Genomic DNA, 19,415 nt, shown 5'->3' with positions numbered 1-19,415 from the left:
TTTCAGAGGCGTGGGTCGACCGGCTCCGACTCGAGGGCGAGGACCGCGAAGACGGCTTCGTGCACGCGCCACAGCGGTTCGCCCGCGACGAAACGGTCCAGCGCCTCCAGGCCGAGCGCATACTCACGCAGTGCCATCGAGCGCTTGCGACCCAGACCGCGGGTGCGCAACCTGCGTAGGTTGTCATCGCGCAGGTACTCCGGGCCGTAGATGATCCGAAGGTACTCCGGACCGCGGCATTTCACGCCCGGCTGGACCAGATGGTCGCTCTGGCCGCGGACCATCGCTTCAAACGGCTTCACCACCATGCCCTCGCCGCCCGCCGTGGTCAGCTCGGTCCACCAGGTGGTGGTCGCCGCCGCGCTGTCCGGATCGGTCAGATCGACGATCCTGCGACCGGTCGGGGTGAACAGATCGGCGTCGGCGGCGACCAGGCGGTCGATGGTCGACAGGTGCCAATCATGGTCGCGTACCGCGTAATTGACGCCGGCACCGGCCAGGATCTGGAACGGTGCGATACGCAGACCCGCCAGGCCGTCGACCGGCCAGCAGTAGCGGCCGTAGGCGGTGGTGAAGGCCGCCGCGTCGGTTCTGCGCGCGGCGGTACGTTCCGCGAGTTCGGTGACATCCAGGCCGCGGGCCGCGACATCGGCAAGCAGATCGGTCGCGGTGCCGAGCGCCGCACGGGCGACCGCACCGACGGCGGCGTACTGATTGCGTAGCAGGCCAACGGCTTTGGCCGACCACGGCATCAGCTCGGTATCGAGCAGCAGCCATTCGGTATTCAATTCCTCGAACAGTCCGGCTGTCTCGGCCGCGGCACGCACCAGGGCGAGCAGTTCCTCGGTTTGCGCGGTGTCGTCGAAGAACGGCCGCCCGGTACGGGTGTAGAGCGCACCGGTACTCCCGTCGTCGACGCCGAACCGCTCCGCCGCGGCCCGCGCCGAACGCGTCACGAGGATGATTGCGCGCGAGCCCATATGCTTCTCCTCGCATACCACGCGCCGCACGCCCTCGGACCGGTAGTAGTCGAGGGCTTCGGCGGGATGTTCGAGGTAGCCGTCCAGCTGGGTGGTCGCACACGGCGCCATGGTCGGCGGCAGATACACCAGCCAGCGCGGATCGATCGCGAAGCGGCTCATCACTTCCAATGCGGCTCCGGCATTCTCCTCCTGCACGCCGACACGGCCGTGCTGGCGGGTTTCCACCACCCGGCGGCCCAGCACGTCGTCCAGATCGAGCACGCCGGGATCGCGATGCACCACACCAACGGGTGCCGCGCCGGTGGTGGTCTGCAGTGGACGCACCGGCTCGTACCAAACTCGTTCGGCCGGAACCGAAACCGGCACGCGCTCCGGATAACGCAGGGCCGAGAGCTTGCCACCGAACACGACACCGGTATCCAGGCACAGCGTGTTGTTCACCCAGCGCAGATCGGTCACCGGCGTGTGGCCGTACAGCACGGTGGCGCGGCCGCGGTAATCCTCGGCCCACGGATAGCGCACCGGCAGACCGTATTCGTCTGTCTCCCCGGTGGATTCGCCATACATCGCGAAGGAGCGAACACGGCCCGAAGCGCGCCCGTGGTATTCCTCCTTCAGCCCGGCGTGCGCTACCACCAGTCGGCCACCGTCGAGTACATAGTGGCTGATCAGGCCGCGGCAGAAGTCCAGCGCCGCCTTGCGGAAGTCCTCCTCCTCGGCCTCCAGCTGAGCCAGTGATTCCGCGAGCCCGTGCGCGATACGCACCTTCTTGCCGTCGAGTGCGCGCACCAGCTTGTTCTCGTGATTTCCGGTGACGCACAGTGCCGTTCCCGCGCGCGTCATCCCCATGACGAGTCGGAGCACACCGGGGGTATCCGGCCCGCGATCGACCAGATCGCCGACGAATACCGCGGTGCGCCCCGCCGGGTGACTCGCACCGACGGCCCGCCCCGCATCGTCACGCGCCAACACGTAGCCGAGTTCGCCGAGCAGCGTCTCCAATTCGGCGCGGCAGCCATGCACATCGCCGATGACATCGAACGGTCCGGTGAGTTCACGCCGGTCGTTCCACGCCTTCTCGTCGGTGATGGTCGCTGCCTCGATCTCCTCGACGCCGCGCAGTACGTACACCTTCCGGAAGCCCTCGCGTTCCAGACCACGCAGGCCCCGGCGCAGTTCGCGCTGCTGTCGGGAGACCACGTGCCTGGCCAGGTGGGACCGGTCGGGGCGTCGCGTATTGCGTTCGAAGCACACGTCATCGGACACGTCGAGCACGATCGCCACCGGCAACACGTCGTGCGCTCGCGCCACCGTGATCAGTTCCTGACGTGCCTTCGGCTGCACATTGGTGGCGTCGATGACGGTGCGCAGGCCGCGCCGCAGCCGGATACCGGCGATGTGGTGCAGCAATGCGAAGGCATCCGGCGTCGCCGACTGATCGTTCTCGTCATCGCTGACAATGCCGCGGCACGCATCCGAGGAGATGATCGCGGTGTGTGGAAAGTGCTTGCGCGCGAAGGTCGATTTGCCGGATCCGGTGCTGCCGATCAGTACGACGAGCGAGAGCTCCGGGACGGATAGCTCGGTCATCACGCGGCTCCTCTCGCATTGTGGTCGGTGATATCGGACGTGGCCCTGGTGAAAAGAGCCAGCTGGGTGGGCGGGCCGAATTCGGGATGCTCGACACCGACGGGCACGAAGCGCACCGCGTACCCGTACCGTTCGGCCACGCGACACGCCCAGTCTGCGAATTCCGCACGGGTCCATTCGAATCGGTGATCGGAGTGCCGGAACCTGCCGGCGGGCAGCGTTTCGTACACCACATTGTGCTCGGCATTCGGTGTCGTCACCACCACCGAACCCGGTGCGGCCGAACCGAATACCGAGTATTCGAGCGCACCCAACCGCGGCTCGTCGATATGCTCGACAACCTCCATCAGCACGGCGGCGTCATAGCCGCGCAAGCGCGCGTCGGTATACGTCAACGCACCCTGCAGCAGCGTCAATCGCTGCGCCACCCGCTCCGGCATCCGATCCAGCCGCAGCCGCCGCTTGGTGGTATTCAGTGCTCGCATCGATACGTCGACACCCACGATCTCGGTAAACGCTCTGTCCGCCAACAGTTCCCGCAGCAGTGCTCCCTCCCCGCAGCCGAGATCGAGCACCCGATGTGCCCCGACCTCCCGCAGCGCGGCCAAGACCGCGGCCCGTCGCATGACCGCCAACGACGGCGCACGCTCATCACCATCGGTAGCCGTGGCCGCTGCCGACGCTGCCTGCGATGTTGTCTGCGCCGGCGTGGCTTCCGGCGCCGTGGTCTCTGCCATTTCGGCCGCTGGTGTCGCGGTCTGTGCGGCTGCGGCTTCTGTCGTTGTGCTCGCGGCCGCTGCGGCATCTGTCCCCGTGGCCGCCGCGGTCGTGGTCCGAGCCGTCGGCTCCTCGGTCGATGCGGCCCCACCCGTTACGCCGGGCCGTGCATTATCGATCACGGCATCTGGTCCACGGCGCGACTGATCGTGTGTTGCCCCGAAAACTCCAGGCACAGTGCCGGTTTCAAAAAAATCGCCGGACTCGTCGGCAGATGCCTCGCCGTTGCTCGCAACGTCGGCTGAGTCCTCAGCCGCTGCCAATGCCTCGTCGAATCCCTCCTCGACCGCATCGAGCTCCTCCGCCTCCACATCGTCCACCTCGGCCAGCCGCGCCAGCGCGGTCCGCACCAGCGACTGACGTCGCGCCAGGTAGCGCCGCGTGATCCAGCCCCGTTCCGGATGCTCGGCGAGCCACCCGGCCCCGGCGCGGATGAGCTTGTCGACCTCGTCGGCGGCCAACCAGTAGTGCTTGGCCCCGTCGAGTACCGGCAGCAGGACGTACAGATGCGCGAGTGCGTCGGCAAGGCGGGCGGTGCCGGCGAGTTCCAGTCGCACGTAATGCGAATCGCCCCACTCCGGAAAGGCCGGATCGAGGGGGAGTGGTTCGGCGAGCACGGTCCAGCCCAGCGGCGCGAAGACCCGCTCGGCGGCCTCCGGTCCACCCTTGCACGGCAGCGCGGGCAGCGCGATCCGCAGTGGCAGTGCCGTCCGTGCCAATTCGGGCCGCTGATCGCAGCGGCCGTGCAGTGCGGTGCGGAATACCGCGCCGAGCGCGACCGACAGCAGCGATGACGCCGCGTACGGCCGATCGTTGACGTACTGGCCGAGACTGAAATCCGGTGTGCTGCGCGACCGCCCGCGCACCAGCCGAATCGGATCCACCTCCAACAGCAGCGCCGCCGTACAGCGCGCCGGGGTCGCCTCCGGGTACACCACATGCGCGGTGCCGTAGGACTGTTCGAAAGCCTGCACCCGGTCCGGATTCTTGTGCAGCAAGAAGCCCAGATCGGTCGCGGGCCAGGCCGCGCCCTCCGGCGGTGTGCAGGTGATCGTCAACAGCATCTTGCGATCGTCGCCGAGCCGCACACCGCATGCAAGGAGGTTTCGCGGCCCTTATCAGAGGCTGACGTTCGGCCAGGTCCAGTTCGCCACCGCCGGAAGGTCTTCCCCGTGTTCGCGAGTCCAGTCGCGCGCACGCCAGCGGGCGTCGACCATTTCCTGCCGCAGCCCGGCCGCCCTCTCGCGCAAGGTCGCGACCCGGTCGATCACATCCATGACCAGGTGGTACCGGTCCAGATCATTGAGCATCACCATATCGAAAGGTGTTGTCGTGGTGCCCTTTTCCTGGTACCCGCGCACGTGCAGCTCGCCGTGGTTGGTACGCCGATAGGTGAGTCGATGGATCAGCCACGGATATCCGTGGAATGCGAAGATCACCGGACGGTCCCTGGTGAACAGCGTGTCGAACTCGCTGTCGGACAGGCCATGTGGATGTTCGTCGGATGGTTGCAGTCGCATCAGGTCGACCACATTCACCACCCGCAGCCGCAGTTCCGGTAGACGCTCGCGCAGAATCGCCGCCGCCGCAAGCGTTTCCAGTGTCGGCACGTCCCCGGCGCAGGCGAGCACGACATCGGGCGTGGTGCCCGGCTCGTCGTTCTGTCCGGCCCAGTCCCAGATCCCGGCACCGCGTGCGCAGTGCACCGCGGCATCGGAAATCGAAAGCCAGTCCGCCTGCGGCTGTTTCCCGGCGACCACCACATTGACGTAATGCCGGGACCGCAGACAGTGATCGTAGGTGGACAGCAGCGTATTCGCGTCCGGTGGCAGATACACCCGCACGATCGATGGCTTCTTGTTCAGCACCACATCGAGGAATCCAGGATCCTGATGGGTGAAGCCGTTGTGGTCTTGCCGCCAAACATGCGATGACAGTAGGTAATTCAGGCTGGCTATGGGGCGCCGCCACGGTACCGCCGCACTCGCGTCCAGCCATTTGGCGTGCTGGTTGAACATCGCGTCGACGATGTGGATGAATGCCTCGTAGCAGGTGAACACGCCGTGCCTGCCGGTCAGCAGATAGCCCTCGAGCAGCCCCTGGCACATATGCTCGGACAGCACCTCGATCACGCGTCCGGTGCGGTCGAGATCCACATCGAACTCGCCGATCTCGGCCTGCCAATTGCGTCCGGTGACCTGCAGAATGTCCTGCAGTCGATTGCTGACCAATTCGTCGGGTGCGAAGGTCAGGAAATTGTCCGCATTGCGCGCGGTGACATCGCGCAGCCAGGCACCGAGCACCCGGGTCGCCTCGTGCTGCGTCGCGCCCGGTTCGCGGACCGCGACGCCATAGGAACGCCAATCGGGCAGCCGCAGATCCCGAACGAGCGTGCCCCCATTGGCAACTGGATTCGCGCTCAGCCGCCGATCGCCAGCGGGCACCAGGTCGAGCAGTTCCGATACCGGCCGGCCCGACTCATCGAAGAGTTGCTCCGGCCGATATGACCGCAACCACTGTTCGAGCACCGCCCGATGGCTGTCGTCGGTGCGCGCGCCCGCCAACGGCACCTGATGCGCCCGGAAGGTGCCTTCGACCGGATCGCCGTCGACCACCGGCGGGCAGGTCCACCCCTTCGGCGTGCGCAGCACGATCATCGGCCAGCTCCGGCGCGCCCCATCGGTCCCCGCGCGTGCGGCCCGCTGCATCTCCGCGATGCGATCCAGGGCGGTATCCACGGCGCGGGCCATCTCCTGGTGCACGGCCGCGGGATCGCTGCCCGCGACGACGAACGGCTCGTAGCCGTATCCGCGCAGCAGCGTCAGCAATTCGGATTCCGGAATGCGCGCCAGGATGGTCGGGTTGGCGATCTTGTACTGATTCAACGCGAGAATCGGCAGCACCGCGCCGTCGCGTGCCGGGTTGAGGAATTTATTGGCATGCCAGCTGGTGGCCAGCGGTCCGGTCTCCGCCTCACCGTCGCCGACCACACAGAATACCGTCAGATCCGGATTGTCCAGTGCCGCCCCGAACGCATGTAGCAGCGAATAGCCGAGTTCACCGCCTTCGTGGAAGGAACCCGGCGTCTCGGGCGCGCAGTGGCTCGGCACGCCGCCCGGGAAGGAGAACTGCGCGAACAGCGCCCCCATCCCGGTCTCGTCCTGTGGCACATGGCTGTAGAGCTCGGAGTATGTCCCCTCCAGCCACGCGCAGGCATTCGGCCCCGGCCCGCCGTGTCCGGGTCCGGCCACGAAGACCGCGTCGAGATCGCGCTGCCGAATCGCCCGATTGGCGTGCACCCAAACCAGATTCAGGCCGGGCACAGTGCCGAAATGTCCGAGCAACCGCGGTTTGATGTGTTCGGCCCGCAGCGGTTCGCGCAGCAGTGGATTGCTCATCAGATAGATCTGGCCCACCGCGAGATAGTTCGCGGCCCGCCACCACGCGTCGAGCGCTTCCAGCTCCGCGCGATCGAGCGGGCCCGGCACCTCCGCGAGCCGACACGGCCGCGGGGCGACGGTCGCACCACCACTGCTTTCGACATTGTCGGCCGAGGTATCGCCCTCGGTGCCAATCATCTGCGTCATGCGTCGACTCTCCTCACACTCGGGCATCGGAAGCGGCACCTGGAGGGACCGCCGGTCACCGGGTCCTGCACGGTTGCCGACGTCGATCGATAACGCCGGATGGAGAATTCACCGTCAGCCTACTCAGGCCGGGCCCCGCCGATTCGGTTCTCACGGTCCCGCGCCGGTGGGGGTCGCGTCTGGAGCCGGATGTCACGTGATCCGGTGCCATCTGTCGTCGCATTACCCACAGGCGGCTGGGCTCGGACGAGTCGCGATGGATTATCGTCCGCCGCATGCAAACACTGCGCAGGATCATCGGTATCGGCACCATCGCCGCGGCGACATTCGCGCTGGCTGCCTGTGGCTCCGACGATGACAAGGGCTCGGCCACCACCACGTCCGCCGCCACGTCATCGGCCGCCGCGGCATCGGCGCAGCCCACCTTCGGCCAGCTGCCCGCGCAGAACACCGCCGCGGAATGCACCGCCGACGACATCGTGGTGGTCGGCGGTTTCGGCGCGACGCCGAAGATCACCATCCCGGACACCTGCACCGCGCCGACCCAGCTCGTCGTCAAGGATCTGGTTCCCGGCAGCGGGCCCGGTGCCGTCGTCGGTCAGCCGCTCACCATGAACTACACGCTGATCACCTGGTCGGACAAGAAGAAGCTGGACAGCTCATTCGACCGCGGCAAGCCCTTCCAGCTGACGCTGGGTGCCGGACAGGTCATTCCGGGGTGGGAGCAGGGGCTGGTCGGCGTGCAGGCGGGTGCGCGACGGCTGCTGATCATCCCGCCGAATCTCGGTTACGGTGCGGGCGGCAACGGCATCAAGCCCAACGAAACGCTGGTCTTCGTCACCGACGCGGTTGCCGTCGGCAAGTAATCGCGGCGCGGGGTCGGCGGCGGCGGTGCTGCCTGCAACCCGCCGCGACGGGTCAACTAACCTGGTCGAGATGCGCACGTCGAGCCGTGCGGCGATTTTGCTCGTGATTACCCCCAGCACGTCGGCCACAAGCAAGTCGACCAGAACCAACGAACAAGGAGCATGTCCGTGAAGAGCACCGTCGAGCAGCTGAGCCCGACCCGGGTCCGGATCAACGTCGAGGTGCCTTTCGAGGAGCTGAAGCCGGACTTCGACAAGGCCTACAAGGCGCTGGCCAATCAGGTCCGCATTCCCGGCTTCCGTCCGGGTAAGGCCCCGGCCAAGCTCATCGAGGCCCGCCTGGGCCGCGGTGCGATCCTCGAGCAGGTCGTCAACGATGCGCTGCCCGGCCGCTACAGCGAGGCCGTCACCACCTCCGAGGTCAAGGTCATCGGCCAGCCGGAGATCGAGATCACCAAGATCGAGGACGGCCAGGAGCTGGCGTTCACGGCCGAGGTCGACGTGCGTCCGGAGATCACCCTGCCCGCCTACGACGCCATCGAGGTGACCGTCGACTCGTTCACCATCGGCGACGAGGACATCGAGGAGCAGCTGCAGTCGCTGCGCCAGCGCTTCGGCACCCTGACCGGTGTCGAGCGTCCGGTCCAGAGCGGCGACTTCGTCTCCATCGATCTCTCGGCCACCGTGGACGGCGAGGACGTGCCCGAGGCGGCCACCACCGGCCTGTCCCACGAGGTCGGCTCCGGCCAGCTGATCGAGGGCCTGGACGAGGCGCTCATCGGTCTTTCGGTCGACGAGTCCAAGGAGTTCACCTCGAACCTGGTGGCCGGTGAGCACGCGGGCAAGGAGGCGCTCATCACCGCAACCGTGCGCTCGGTCAAGGAGCGCGAGCTGCCCGAGGCCGATGACGACTTCGCTCAGCTGGCCAGCGAATTCGACACCCTCGACGAGCTGAAGGAAGATCTGCGCAACCGGGTTGAGCGGGTCAAGAAGGTCGAGCAGGCCGGTCAGATCCGGGACAAGGTGCTCGAGACCCTCCTGGAGCAGGTCGAGGTGCCGCTGCCGGAGGCGGTTGTGCAGGCCGAGATCGACGCCGTGCTGCACGATGCCGTGCACGGCTTCGACCACGACGAGGCCAAGCTCGCGGAGGCGCTCGAGGCCCAGGGCTCCAGCCGCGAGGAATTCGACAAGGACACCAAGGAGTCCGCCGAGAAGTCGGTGAAGACCCAGCTGCTGCTGGATGCGATTGCCGAGGCGGACAACACCCAGGTCGGCCAGGAGGAGCTCACCGAGCGGATCCTGTTCCAGGCCCAGCGCTACGGTCTCTCGCCCGAGCAGTTCATCCAGCAGGTGCAGCAGGCCGGGCAGCTCGGCGCGGTCTTCGCGGACGTGCGTCGCGGTAAGGCGCTGGCCGGTGTGGTCGGCAAGGTGAAGGTCACCGACGCCGATGGCAACACCGTGGACACCGCCGAAATGTTCGGTGCTCCTGAGGGTTCCGCCGATGCGGCGGAGTCCGACGAGGCCGCCGCGGCGAGTGCCGAATAACTTCATGAAGTGCCAGCGTGATGACGCCCCGGAGGGGCGCGAGATTGCGCTGTGAGCGAGCGAAGCGAGTGAACCAAAAACACAGTGCGCTCTCGCGCACAGGGCAATCGAGCGTCAGCGAGATTGCGCTGTGAGCGAAGATGGGCGGTACCGGGAGTTCGGTGCCGCCCTGCTTCGTTAATGTTTGTGGCAAGCGAACCAGAGATGGCTGTTCGGCATCAGCAACGAGCCGGTGAGAGAAGGCAGGTATCCGTGACAATGAACAAGGCAGGGGTCGTCATGACATCCGCGACTGCTGGTCTGAACCTCAGTGATTCGGTGTACGAGCGCCTGCTGCGTGAGCGCATCATCTTCCTCGGCACTCAGGTCGACGACGACATCGCCAACAAGCTGTGCGCGCAGATCTTGCTGCTCTCGGCGGAGGACCCCACCCGCGACATCTCGCTCTACATCAACTCGCCCGGCGGCTCGGTGACGGCGGGTATGGCCATCTACGACACCATGCAGTTCGCCGAATGCGATATCGCCACCTTCGGCATGGGGCTGGCCGCGTCGATGGGCCAGTTCCTGCTCACCGCCGGCACCAAGGGCAAGCGCAGCGCGCTGCCGCACGCGCGGATCATGATGCACCAGCCCTCGGCGGGCATCGGCGGTTCCGCGGCCGATATCGCGATCATGGCCGAGCAGTTCGCGCACACCAAGCGCGAGCTCAACGAGTTGCAGGCGCTGCATACGGGTAAGTCGATCGAGCAGGTGACCGCCGACGCCGACCGCGACCGCTGGTTCACCGCGGCGCAGGCGCTGGAGTACGGCTTCATCGACCGCGTGATCACCCACGCGGCGCAGGCGAACGGCGCGGGTAACTAACTAAACACGCAGATCCGTTCCCCCTCAACGACTTTGGAGACGAAGATGGCCAATCAGTTCGACCCGCGCGCCGGTCTCGGCGGCACCGCTCCGGCGAGCCCGCAGTCGCGCTACATCCTGCCCTCGTTCATCGAGCACTCGAGCTTCGGTGTCAAGGAGTCCAACCCGTACAACAAGCTGTTCGAGGAGCGCATCATCTTCCTCGGCGTGCAGGTCGACGACGCTTCGGCGAACGACATCATGGCGCAGCTGCTGGTGCTGGAGTCGCTCGATCCCGATCGCGACATCACCATGTACATCAACTCGCCCGGTGGTTCGTTCACCTCGCTGATGGCGATCTACGACACCATGCAGTACGTGCGTGCCGATGTGGCGACCGTCTGCCTGGGGCAGGCCGCCTCCGCCGCGGCCGTGCTGCTCGCCGCCGGTACTCCCGGCAAGCGCGCCTGCCTGCCCAACGCCCGCGTGCTGATCCACCAGCCGTCGCTGGAGGGGGGCATCCAGGGGCAGGTTTCGGACCTGGAGATCCAGGCCGCCGAGATCGAGCGCATGCGTCGCCTGATGGAGACCACGCTGGCGCGCCACACCGGTAAGGATGCGGACACCATCCGCAAGGACACCGATCGCGACAAGATCCTGACGGCCGAGGAGGCCAAGGAGTACGGGATCATCGACACGGTCTTCGATTACCGCAAGCTCAGCGCCCAGAAGTAGGGGGCCGCGCCGGACGCGGCGCGCTGATCGCTCGTAAGTTGCTCTATGTCAAGAAAATCCGGCCGGGGCATATGCCGCTCGGCATGTGGCCCGGCCGGATCGCTTCGCCGAAAGCCGACCGGCCGGAAGGGTGTCGGGTGGAAGGGTTTCCGAGGCGGGGCGGCCGGGAGTGTCGAATGGCCGTCGATCGGGGTGAACGTGTTTCAAGTGGTAGGAACTCGGACAACCCCTCGTGAGAAACATGCTCGAGTTGTCGACCTCCGTCGCACACACCGGGTACGGTCAAGCTAGGGACCTTTGCTCCCGGTTGACGGCAGTGCTCGAACCGTCGGAATCGCTCGAGGTGTTCGTGATTACACCCGAGGGTGGCGGATTGCTGGCAACCTGGATAGACGGTTGCACGCGGACAAGGAAGTAGGGACCCACGAGATGGCGCGCATCGGAGATGGCGGCGATCTGCTGAAATGCTCGTTCTGCGGAAAGAGTCAGAAGCAGGTCAAGAAGCTCATTGCGGGACCAGGGGTGTACATCTGCGACGAGTGCATTGATCTATGCAATGAGATCATCGAGGAAGAGCTGGCCGAGTCCAGCGAGGTCAAACTCGATGAGCTGCCCAAGCCCGCCGAGATCCGGGACTTCCTGGAGAACTACGTCATCGGGCAGGACACCGCCAAGCGCACCCTCGCGGTGGCCGTCTACAACCACTACAAGCGCATCCAGGCGGGCGACAAGGGGCGTGACAGCCGCGGCGAGACCGTCGAACTGGCCAAGTCCAATATCCTCATGCTCGGTCCCACCGGCTGTGGCAAGACCTACCTGGCTCAGACGCTGGCCAAGATGCTCAATGTCCCGTTCGCCATCGCCGACGCGACGGCGCTGACCGAGGCCGGATATGTCGGTGAGGATGTCGAGAACATCCTGCTGAAGCTGATCCAGGCCGCGGACTACGACGTCAAGCGTGCCGAGACCGGAATCATCTACATCGATGAGGTCGACAAGATCGCTCGCAAGAGCGAGAACCCGTCCATCACCCGCGATGTCTCCGGTGAGGGTGTGCAGCAGGCGCTGCTGAAGATCCTGGAGGGTACGCAGGCGAGTGTGCCGCCGCAGGGCGGGCGCAAGCATCCGCACCAGGAATTCATCCAGATCGACACCACCAATGTGCTTTTCATCGTTGCGGGTGCATTCGCGGGGCTGGAGAAGATCATCTCCGATCGCACCGGACACCGTGGCATCGGCTTCGGCGCCGAGGTGCGTTCCAAGGCCGAGATCGATACCGACGACCACTTCGCCGAGGTAATGCCGGAGGATCTGATCAAATTCGGTCTGATCCCGGAATTCATCGGCCGCCTCCCGGTCGTCGCCTCGGTGACGAACCTGGACAAGGATTCGTTGGTCAAGATCCTCTCCGAGCCGAAGAACGCACTGGTGAAGCAGTACGTGCGATTGTTCGAGATGGACGGCGTCGATCTGGAATTCACCGATGACGCGCTGGAGGCGATCGCCGATCAGGCGATTCTGCGCGGCACCGGTGCGCGTGGCCTGCGCGCCATCATGGAGGAGGTCCTGCAGCTGGCGATGTTCGACATCCCCAGCCGCGACGACGTCGCCAAGGTGGTCGTGAACGCCGATACAGTCAACGACAATGTGCTGCCGACCATCGTGCCGCGCAAGGCACAGCGCGCCGAGCGGCGGGAGAAGTCGGCGTAATCGCTGGGCGAACCGGGTCAGACGAATGCAACCGCAACCCCCGTTGCTTCCGGCTGGCCCTGGCACGCTGGTGGATGCCGCCGCGATCCTCAGCGGCACCGTCGATATGCGTACGTATCAGCGCCGGCATCTAGTGGTCTACGCCTCGAGCTCGGGAGGATTCACCTGGGGCCGAGACCCTGTCGCCCCTGATCCCCGAGGGCTCCTAGCGATGCTGACAGACTGTGTCGAGTGGCTGGATGAGCATTTCGGCTGGGAGCTGGTGAACGTCTTCTCGCGGGATTACCAGACCTGGCACTGCTACTACGCGATGCTGCGGCGATCGCGTTCGGACTAGTTCGATGTGTAGCGGGGTGCCGGTTCGGGTACTCCGAGGTCACGGTTGAGTAACCAGCCCAGTCCTGGTCCTGGATGATCGGGGCGAAAAGTTCCCGCCGACCCAGGCTTCTGCCCGGCGGATGCGACGGACCGAGGTCCTCATGTCGACAGTTCTCCTTCCCTCAGATCAACGTATCGCCGCGGCGGACGGATCCGGACCACAGCGGTCCCCTGATCGGCTGTGTGTAGTCGTGTCACCGCCGATGGATTCGGTCACCGTGTGCGCCGTCGGCGGCGAATTGGACCATCTGACGGCCGATGCCTTTCGGCAATCTCTGCTCGAGGCGCTGCCAACCGCGGGTGCGGTGGTCGTTATCGACCTATCGAGGGTGACGTTCTTCGGCGTCGCGGGGCTGCGGGTTTTGATGGAGGCCCGATCCTGGTTCGGCCGCAGCGGCCGACGACTCCAGTTGATCACGGGCCCGCGCTGTGTGGATCGGCTGCTCGAGGTCGCGGGTCATACCGCGGTCTTCGACATCATTCCGAGTCTCGCCGCGGTAGCGCGCACAAAACCACTCGCGTCGGTTCGCGCGAGCGCCCGATAATCGAAAACGCGGGTGCGGCAGCCGCATTCGGCTGCCGCACCCGCGTTTTCGGGTGGACTCAGGGCGCTTCGTTGCGCATATCGTCCTGGCCCCAGTAGGCGCGCATGGCGACAATCTTGCCCTCGTCGTCGAAGTCCATCGCATCGATGGGCGCGAGGGCGAAGCGCTGATCGCCGAACTTGGTCACGAGGGTGAACATGAAGGCGGCGTGGTTGCCAGCGATACGAATCGAATCCGCGTGCAGCTCCGTTTCCCGATCGAGGTTCGCGAGCACCTCGTAGAACTCGCGAATGGCATCGTGGCCGCGCTTGGGTTCGGTGCCGATCGGATCCTCCACCACCGCGTCGGGTGCGTAGAGGTCGACGATCGCCTCGGTCGGACCGGAACCGACCAACTTGACGTACTGCTCGATCACATCGCGGATCTTGGCTGCCATGGAAACCTCTCCCGAATTGAAACGTGTTCTAATTCGGAGCGTAGCAGTGCCCGGTGACCGCGTGATATGGAATCCCGGTGGGTAGGGCAGACGTACTGGCGCAGATAGCGGCTCGCTGGTCGCGCGCACAAGATTTCGGACACAGGGGGTATCTACGGGCATACATTCCGGCGGAGCGGTGATCGCGCCGAATCTTCCGAATTCCCCCTCCTGGGAAGTTTGCGTCGGAGATGCCAAGATTTGGGGAGGAATGCACACGATGAGGATCGGTGGAGGCGGACTGTGAGCGACAAGAACAGGAATCCGGGCGACGCCGACAACGGTGACGAGGCGCCCGATGTCGGGTTCAGTTTGTCTCCGGACGGCACAGCTGAACCCGAGGGCGTCGCTGCGGCAAGTGAGGATTCCGGCGCCGAGAGCCGGGATCGGCAACTGGCCCGCGAGATCGCCGACGCGCTGGGCGAGGCCGGCCCGCCCGGATGGCGGCAGCTCGACGCGGTTTTCGTGCTGACTACCACGACCGGGGTTGCCGAGGTCGTCTACAGCGGAGCCGGCCAGACAATGCGGACCGAACCGGCCGCATCGGTGCTGGAGCGCGTGCGCGAGCATCGGGCGCTGGTCGCCGAGCTCGACGGTGAGCCGTGGTGGCGACTGCTGGTGCGGTTGAGCGCTGAGGGTGAGTTCGACGTCGACTACGACTTCGGCGACGAGCCGTTCCCGGACGGGCAGCTGTTCGATCCCGAGGCCTATCGCGCCGATCTGGAAGAATATCCGCGCGAAACCCTGCCGGTGTGGCTCGCGGCATATATCGGTCACGACAACCGTCAGACCAGAACCCCGCAGGACGCCGCCGCCGCCGCACGCGCGGATAAGGCCGCGAAGGTGTGGCCGGTGCTGGCGGAGAACGAATTCCCCGACTTCCCGGAGATGTGGGCGCGGTGGGCGGTCGTCTCCGCGGCATTCGTGGCCGCCGGATCCGACTGGGGCCCACGGGTGCTGCCGGCGATGGGATGGTTCGAGAGCTCGCGTCGCGGTGGTAGCACGCTGTACTCGCTGCCGGGTGGCAGGGCGGTGCTGTCCGGTGGTGTGTGGGAGTCCCCGAATTTGGACGCCGCCTACAACGACGGTGTCGATATGCCGAAATTCTATGCGGGCGCGCCGGAATGGGTTGCCAATCCGGTACTGAATCCGCGTGCGGCGACCGGGCTGATGTCGTTCGTCTACTGGTGGGAGGGTGGCCGCTGGTATCGGGGCGAGTCCCCGTCCGCGGAGCAGTGCGCCACCGCGGTGCCCGGCGTATGGACCGCGAACACCGCGGTCGGCATCGTCGCCGGACTGGCCGCGCAGCCGCCGAGCGCCGAACAGCGTTCCGCCGCAGCGGCTTTGATCGCGGCCGCCGAAGTCGGTGTGGTCACCCGGGAGACCGTGGAGAACCTGTTCGACGACGACCGCTTCGATATCGACGGTGCGATGTACCAGCTGACGCTGGCCGGTGTCGTCGCGTCGCTGCCGGAGCAGATGCCGGAGGAAGAGGCGATCTTCCGAGTACGCACCTACATCGAGGGGCGCGGTCTCGACACGTCGGGATACCCCCTGGATCAGTTGACCGCCGACCGATTCAGCTGCGGCTGGATGGTGTACGTACCGGTGCCGCGCGGCGAGATCGCGATCGGCCGCGCGATCTTCTACATCGCGGACGACGGTGTCCTGGAGCACTCGTCCTCGTCGGTCGCTCCGACCACGTTCGTGAAGGGTTTCGAGCAGCGCTTCCAGGAACGACAGGGCGCGACCGCGTGACGGCGCGGTCCAGTATCCGGGGGCGAGTGAACGGAGGACGCCATGGGTAGCAGTTTCGACGAGCAGAAGCTGAAGGTCGAGGCCGCCGACATGCGTGAGCTGTCAGGCGATTTGACGGATCTCGCGGGCAAGATTCGCACGATCATGAACAACTTGAAGGCAGCCAACGATCCGCTCGAGGCGCGGCCCGTGTGGGGGACGCATGAGCCGGGCGAGAATTTCAAGCGGGATTACGACCCACAGCGCGATGCCATTCACGATGTCGGTGCCTCCTACGTGAAGGTCTTGGAGGGCGACTTCGCCACCAATTTCGATGACGGTGCGAAGTTGCTCGAAAAGATGGAGGGCAAGAACAAGACAGAGATCGACAAGATCATGAGGAGCTATAAAGCGTGAGCGCCGCCGATGAAGAACTCTTGGCGGAGATGATGAAGACCGTCCAGGCGAATATGGCATCACTTCGCGAAGCGTACGAGCAGCGCGCCCAGCTCACCGGGACGGGAACGGCCGCCGACAAGCAGGTTACGGTCGTGGTGAACGCGGACGGGGTCGTCATCGAAACGCGGATGGACGACGAGATCGCCGAACTGTCCCCGGAGCAGATCGCCGAGGCCGTGACGAAGGCGGCGCAACAGGCATTCGCCGAGATGAAGCGCAAAACCGAGGAATTGGTTGCGCCGATGCGGGAACGCCATGCCGGAATGCCGAAACTCTCCGATCTGCTGCCCGGCATTTCGAACGAATTGAACAGCCTCCCCACCCCCGTCGCGGCGCCGACCACGCCGCGGGCTTCGGTCGAACGTGAGGAGCCCGGCGCCGCGCGCCGAGGTGCCCGCGGCGCCGGGCCGGAGGTCACCGAATCCAGCTGGTAAGGATCGGCCGTGATTCCGGATGGCCTACGGCTGTTCATAGATATTTTCGGTGGCGTCGCGCCCAGTAAGGATCCGTGGACCTGGGATCTCGATGGGGTCGCCGAACTCGGCAACAACTATGCCAAGGCCGCTGATTCTCTGAACGAACTTCTGCCTGAGTTCAATCGGATCATCCATCAGACGGAGAGGTGGTATGAGGGGCACGGTGGCGAAGCGGCCGCCAAATCGCTCAAACAGCTGACCGACGGCAAGTATTCGATCCACCACTTCATCAAGGGGATGGAGGCGGTGCCCGGATTCACCTCCGAAGCCAACGCGAGCATTGTCGGCGACCGCGTCACCGAATCCATCTTCGCCCTGTGGGGTGCTGCGGAATTCGCGAGGCTGGCTGCCGAAGTGGCCGCGTCCGGTGGATTGTTGGCCGGTTTTGCGGAGGCGGAAGCAGCGGTCGTCGTCATGATCGGGCGGATCACCTTCGCCCGGGCACGCGCGCGGATGATGGAAAAGCTCGGTGCCGCCGCCGGGCGATGGTTCGGCGAACAGCTGCTGCTGCGCGGGCTGAGCCGGATGGGGCTGGAAGGTCTCGAGAACTTCCTGGAGCTTGCCTTCAAGGGGCTCGGCTCCGGGTTGAAGCTGGCGGGCGTCGGTGCGGGGCTCACCGCCGGTGTCCAACTGGCCACCGGACAGGATCTCGATCTGGCCAAGATCGGTGATGCGGCACTGGCCTGGGGTGTGGGCGGCGTGGCCGGACACACAGCTGCCGGGATCTTCGGTCCGGCGGCCACGCGAATCGGCCTGGGGCGCATGGCGCCGATGGTGACCGGGTTCGCGACAGGCCTGACGACCGCGGTGGCCATCGGGGCGCTGCACAGCCAGTGGGACATGTTCTCCCTGGGCTATATGGGTGTTCTGGGTGCGGCGGGCGGTGCCCGGGGCGGTTTGTCTGCCACCCGTCACTCCAGTATCGGCGCCACGCCGCTGGATATGGCAGGCAAGGTGGAGCACGCCGATCTGGTGAAGTCGATCGAGGCCGATCTCAAGGTGTCCGATGGGCTGCCGACCCCCGACTTCCGGGAAAAGTTGGACACCGCGGCCGCGAGCAACGACATCCACACACTGAAAACTCTGCAATACCAAGCGCATGACCATGCGGTGCAGAATCCGGGCAGCGGTACTGCCGTCGCCGCGGATACGGCGAAGGCGGCGACGGTCGCGGCCCAGGCCCCGGCCACAGTGGCGCAGGCTGTCGCGCCGCAGACCACCACCCTGAATGTCCTGGGTAAGGAATTCCAGGTGCCGGTCGAGGGCGGGGCGTCGTCGTCGACCCCGCGTGTTGCGACCGGCCCGGCGAACGGGGGTGTCAAGGCGTGGGGTGGTATCGCCACCGGCGACGCCGCGTCACCGGTGCAGGCGGGAAGGACGGCAAGCCCGGACGCCGGTGGCCCCCGTGCCTCGGGCGAAGGCGCGCCGGCCCAATCCCAGGCACGGGCCGGCGCCGCGCCGGAAAGCGGAGCACGAGGGGGAGCGTCGACGGCGGGGCGGACCGAATCCGCCGGCCCGGCGGCGGGTGTGAAGGATGGGACTGCTCCGCACAAGCCCGCGCGCGAGGAATCCGCTGAGGCACAGCGATATCCGAGTTCCGGGCTGGATGCCGGCAAGCCCGCGAAGGAGGAGGCCGCTGCGCGGGCGCAGGTCCCGGAATCCGGGTTGAATGTTCACGAGCCCGCCGCGAAGGAGGATCCCGCTGCGGGACAGCGGTATCCGAGTTCCGGGTTGGATGCCGAAAAGCCGATGAAGGAGCACTCCGCCGCGGCGAAGGACCCTTCTCCCGCCGCGAAGGAGGAATCCACTGCGCAGCAGGAGAATTCGGCGAACGAACCGAATACGCACGAGCCGTCGAACCGGTTGCGGCGGCGGCTGCGCGCGTTCACCCGAGCACTGTCGGAGCGGATGCGAGCCGAGGTGGCCATCCGGGATCGGCTCGATGTGCTGGCGCCTGAACCGGCGGGTGCGCCGGAACGTTCTGTGGCGGAACGGTTCCGGGAATGGGAGGCGGCGGAGCGGGCCCGGTTGGAGCGGGTCGGGACCGACGCGCAGGCGGCCCGGACGAACAAGATGCTCGACGAGATGGTTGCCGAGTTCGACGCGTACGAGGCGAAGGTAGCCGAGTCCGAACACCGGCGGAACACCGCGAAGCAGATGGCCACCGAGGAGGTGTGTTCCACCTTCGGAGTCACGCCCGAGGCGGTGGGCACCAACAGGATGATCCTGGTGGCCACCCAGAACGGGAGTGACCATTTCATAAGAGTCGAGCTGGTCATGTCCGACGCTCCGGGCGAGCTTCGGACACAGGTCCAGGTCTACAACTCCCATGAAGTGAATGCCGAGGCGTACAACGCGGACCGTCGCCAGGTCGAATCCAAGTACCGGCGGAAGGTGTCGGCCCGGGTCGGTGAGCAGGTCGCCGATATGCGCACCCTTTCGGAGCAGACGCAGCGGATGCGCCAGCGCAGGGCCGAGCGGCATATCGCGGAGATCCGGGCTGCGGAGCAGGAGAAGGTCCGCCAACTGCAGAGCAACGCGCAGCACGACCTTCGCGAGGCGCGCGCGAATGAAGCTGCCGCACAAAGGCGTTTGGCGGAGGCGCAGCAGGGCCTGCGGGATGCATCGCATCCGACCGACGTAGCACGGGCTCAGCGGGAGCTTTGGCGGGCCAGGGAGCTCGAGGCTGCGGCCGGGGCGCGGGTG

15 protein-coding genes are annotated in these 19,415 nt (G+C 66.1%); 11 read left to right on the top strand and 4 right to left on the bottom strand.

Features of this window, described 5'->3' with window-relative positions:
• Positions 1 to 2: 2 nt before the first annotated feature.
• Genes AB0L58_RS12230 through AB0L58_RS12220 form a run of 3 tightly spaced genes read right to left on the bottom strand, consistent with a single transcriptional unit; the run spans position 3 to position 6,937 of the window.
• Positions 3 to 2,573 (bottom strand): polynucleotide kinase-phosphatase, encoded by a 2,571-nt coding sequence (locus AB0L58_RS12230; protein WP_364385357.1) that lies wholly within the window; start codon positions 2,571 to 2,573, stop codon positions 3 to 5.
• Complete coding sequence (locus AB0L58_RS12225; RefSeq protein WP_364385354.1) at positions 2,573 to 4,414, bottom strand: 3' terminal RNA ribose 2'-O-methyltransferase Hen1; 1,842 nt, start codon at positions 4,412 to 4,414, stop codon at positions 2,573 to 2,575. The genes AB0L58_RS12230 and AB0L58_RS12225 overlap by 1 nt, the downstream gene beginning before the upstream one ends.
• 54 nt (positions 4,415 to 4,468) lie before the next feature.
• Positions 4,469 to 6,937, bottom strand: a complete 2,469-nt coding sequence (locus tag AB0L58_RS12220; protein ID WP_364385351.1) for a phosphoketolase family protein — start codon at positions 6,935 to 6,937, stop codon at positions 4,469 to 4,471.
• Positions 6,938 to 7,212: 275 nt separating this feature from the next.
• Here AB0L58_RS12220 and AB0L58_RS12215 point away from each other — a divergent pair, with 275 nt between their 5' ends.
• The 7 genes from AB0L58_RS12215 to AB0L58_RS12185 all read left to right on the top strand — a co-directional run bounded on the left by AB0L58_RS12215 (position 7,213) and on the right by AB0L58_RS12185 (position 13,562).
• On the top strand, positions 7,213 to 7,803 hold the full coding sequence (locus tag AB0L58_RS12215; RefSeq protein WP_364385348.1) for an FKBP-type peptidyl-prolyl cis-trans isomerase: 591 nt from the start codon (positions 7,213 to 7,215) through the stop codon (positions 7,801 to 7,803).
• Between the two features lie 168 nt (positions 7,804 to 7,971).
• The gene (gene tig, locus AB0L58_RS12210; protein ID WP_364385345.1) at positions 7,972 to 9,348 is read left to right on the top strand and encodes a trigger factor; all 1,377 of its coding nucleotides are present in this window, start codon (positions 7,972 to 7,974) and stop codon (positions 9,346 to 9,348) included.
• Between the two features lie 258 nt (positions 9,349 to 9,606).
• A complete protein-coding gene (locus AB0L58_RS12205) occupies positions 9,607 to 10,215 on the top strand; it encodes an ATP-dependent Clp protease proteolytic subunit (protein WP_364385654.1) in 609 nt (202 codons plus the stop codon).
• Positions 10,216 to 10,260: 45 nt separating this feature from the next.
• Entirely contained in the window at positions 10,261 to 10,929 is a 669-nt protein-coding gene (locus AB0L58_RS12200; protein ID WP_364385342.1) for an ATP-dependent Clp protease proteolytic subunit, read from the top strand.
• 429 nt (positions 10,930 to 11,358) lie between these two features.
• A complete protein-coding gene (gene clpX / locus AB0L58_RS12195; RefSeq protein WP_063044679.1) occupies positions 11,359 to 12,639 on the top strand; it encodes an ATP-dependent Clp protease ATP-binding subunit ClpX in 1,281 nt (426 codons plus the stop codon).
• A 211-nt stretch (positions 12,640 to 12,850) separates the two neighbouring features.
• Positions 12,851 to 12,976 carry a hypothetical protein gene (locus tag AB0L58_RS12190; protein WP_364385339.1) on the top strand — a complete coding sequence of 42 codons (126 nt, stop codon included), beginning with the start codon at positions 12,851 to 12,853 and terminating at the stop codon, positions 12,974 to 12,976.
• Positions 12,977 to 13,220: 244 nt separating this feature from the next.
• Positions 13,221 to 13,562: an STAS domain-containing protein gene (locus tag AB0L58_RS12185; protein WP_364385336.1), complete on the top strand. Its 342-nt coding sequence runs from the start codon at positions 13,221 to 13,223 to the stop codon at positions 13,560 to 13,562.
• Between the two features lie 58 nt (positions 13,563 to 13,620).
• On the opposite strand, the gene AB0L58_RS12180 is transcribed toward AB0L58_RS12185, so the two are convergent.
• Positions 13,621 to 13,998, bottom strand: a complete 378-nt coding sequence (locus AB0L58_RS12180; RefSeq protein WP_364385333.1) for a nuclear transport factor 2 family protein — start codon at positions 13,996 to 13,998, stop codon at positions 13,621 to 13,623.
• 282 nt (positions 13,999 to 14,280) lie between these two features.
• Between AB0L58_RS12180 and AB0L58_RS12175 the strand changes: the two genes are divergently transcribed.
• From AB0L58_RS12175 to AB0L58_RS12160, 4 genes are all read left to right on the top strand, one after another.
• A complete protein-coding gene (locus AB0L58_RS12175; RefSeq protein ID WP_364385330.1) occupies positions 14,281 to 15,795 on the top strand; it encodes a hypothetical protein in 1,515 nt (504 codons plus the stop codon).
• Between the two features lie 42 nt (positions 15,796 to 15,837).
• Positions 15,838 to 16,191, top strand: a complete 354-nt coding sequence (locus tag AB0L58_RS12170; protein ID WP_364385327.1) for a hypothetical protein — start codon at positions 15,838 to 15,840, stop codon at positions 16,189 to 16,191.
• Complete coding sequence (locus AB0L58_RS12165; RefSeq protein ID WP_364385324.1) at positions 16,188 to 16,667, top strand: YbaB/EbfC family nucleoid-associated protein; 480 nt, start codon at positions 16,188 to 16,190, stop codon at positions 16,665 to 16,667. The genes AB0L58_RS12170 and AB0L58_RS12165 overlap by 4 nt, the downstream gene beginning before the upstream one ends.
• A 9-nt stretch (positions 16,668 to 16,676) precedes the next feature.
• Positions 16,677 to 19,415 (top strand): hypothetical protein (locus AB0L58_RS12160; RefSeq protein ID WP_364385321.1); only part of this gene is annotated, 2,739 nt, incomplete at its 3' end.

It is taken from the genome of Nocardia sp. NPDC052112 (genome assembly GCF_040680135.1).
In the GTDB taxonomy this organism is placed as follows: Bacteria; Actinomycetota; Actinomycetes; order Mycobacteriales; family Mycobacteriaceae; genus Nocardia.
This window is presented reverse-complemented; position numbering and strand designations above follow the sequence as displayed.

Bases quoted from the DNA above. Each gene is read 5' to 3' on its own strand.
- AB0L58_RS12230 (WP_364385357.1), bottom strand. From the start codon at position 2,573: ATGACCGAGCTATCCGTCCCGGAGCTCTCGCTCGTCGTACTGATCGGC.
- AB0L58_RS12225 (WP_364385354.1), bottom strand. From the start codon at position 4,414: ATGCTGTTGACGATCACCTGCACACCGCCGGAGGGCGCGGCCTGGCCC.
- AB0L58_RS12220 (WP_364385351.1), bottom strand. From the start codon at position 6,937: ATGACGCAGATGATTGGCACCGAGGGCGATACCTCGGCCGACAATGTC.
- AB0L58_RS12215 (WP_364385348.1), top strand. From the start codon at position 7,213: ATGCAAACACTGCGCAGGATCATCGGTATCGGCACCATCGCCGCGGCG.
- AB0L58_RS12205 (WP_364385654.1), top strand. From the start codon at position 9,607: ATGAACAAGGCAGGGGTCGTCATGACATCCGCGACTGCTGGTCTGAAC.
- AB0L58_RS12200 (WP_364385342.1), top strand. From the start codon at position 10,261: ATGGCCAATCAGTTCGACCCGCGCGCCGGTCTCGGCGGCACCGCTCCG.
- clpX (WP_063044679.1), top strand. From the start codon at position 11,359: ATGGCGCGCATCGGAGATGGCGGCGATCTGCTGAAATGCTCGTTCTGC.
- AB0L58_RS12190 (WP_364385339.1), top strand. From the start codon at position 12,851: ATGCTGACAGACTGTGTCGAGTGGCTGGATGAGCATTTCGGCTGGGAG.
- AB0L58_RS12185 (WP_364385336.1), top strand. From the start codon at position 13,221: ATGGATTCGGTCACCGTGTGCGCCGTCGGCGGCGAATTGGACCATCTG.
- AB0L58_RS12180 (WP_364385333.1), bottom strand. From the start codon at position 13,998: ATGGCAGCCAAGATCCGCGATGTGATCGAGCAGTACGTCAAGTTGGTC.
- AB0L58_RS12170 (WP_364385327.1), top strand. From the start codon at position 15,838: ATGGGTAGCAGTTTCGACGAGCAGAAGCTGAAGGTCGAGGCCGCCGAC.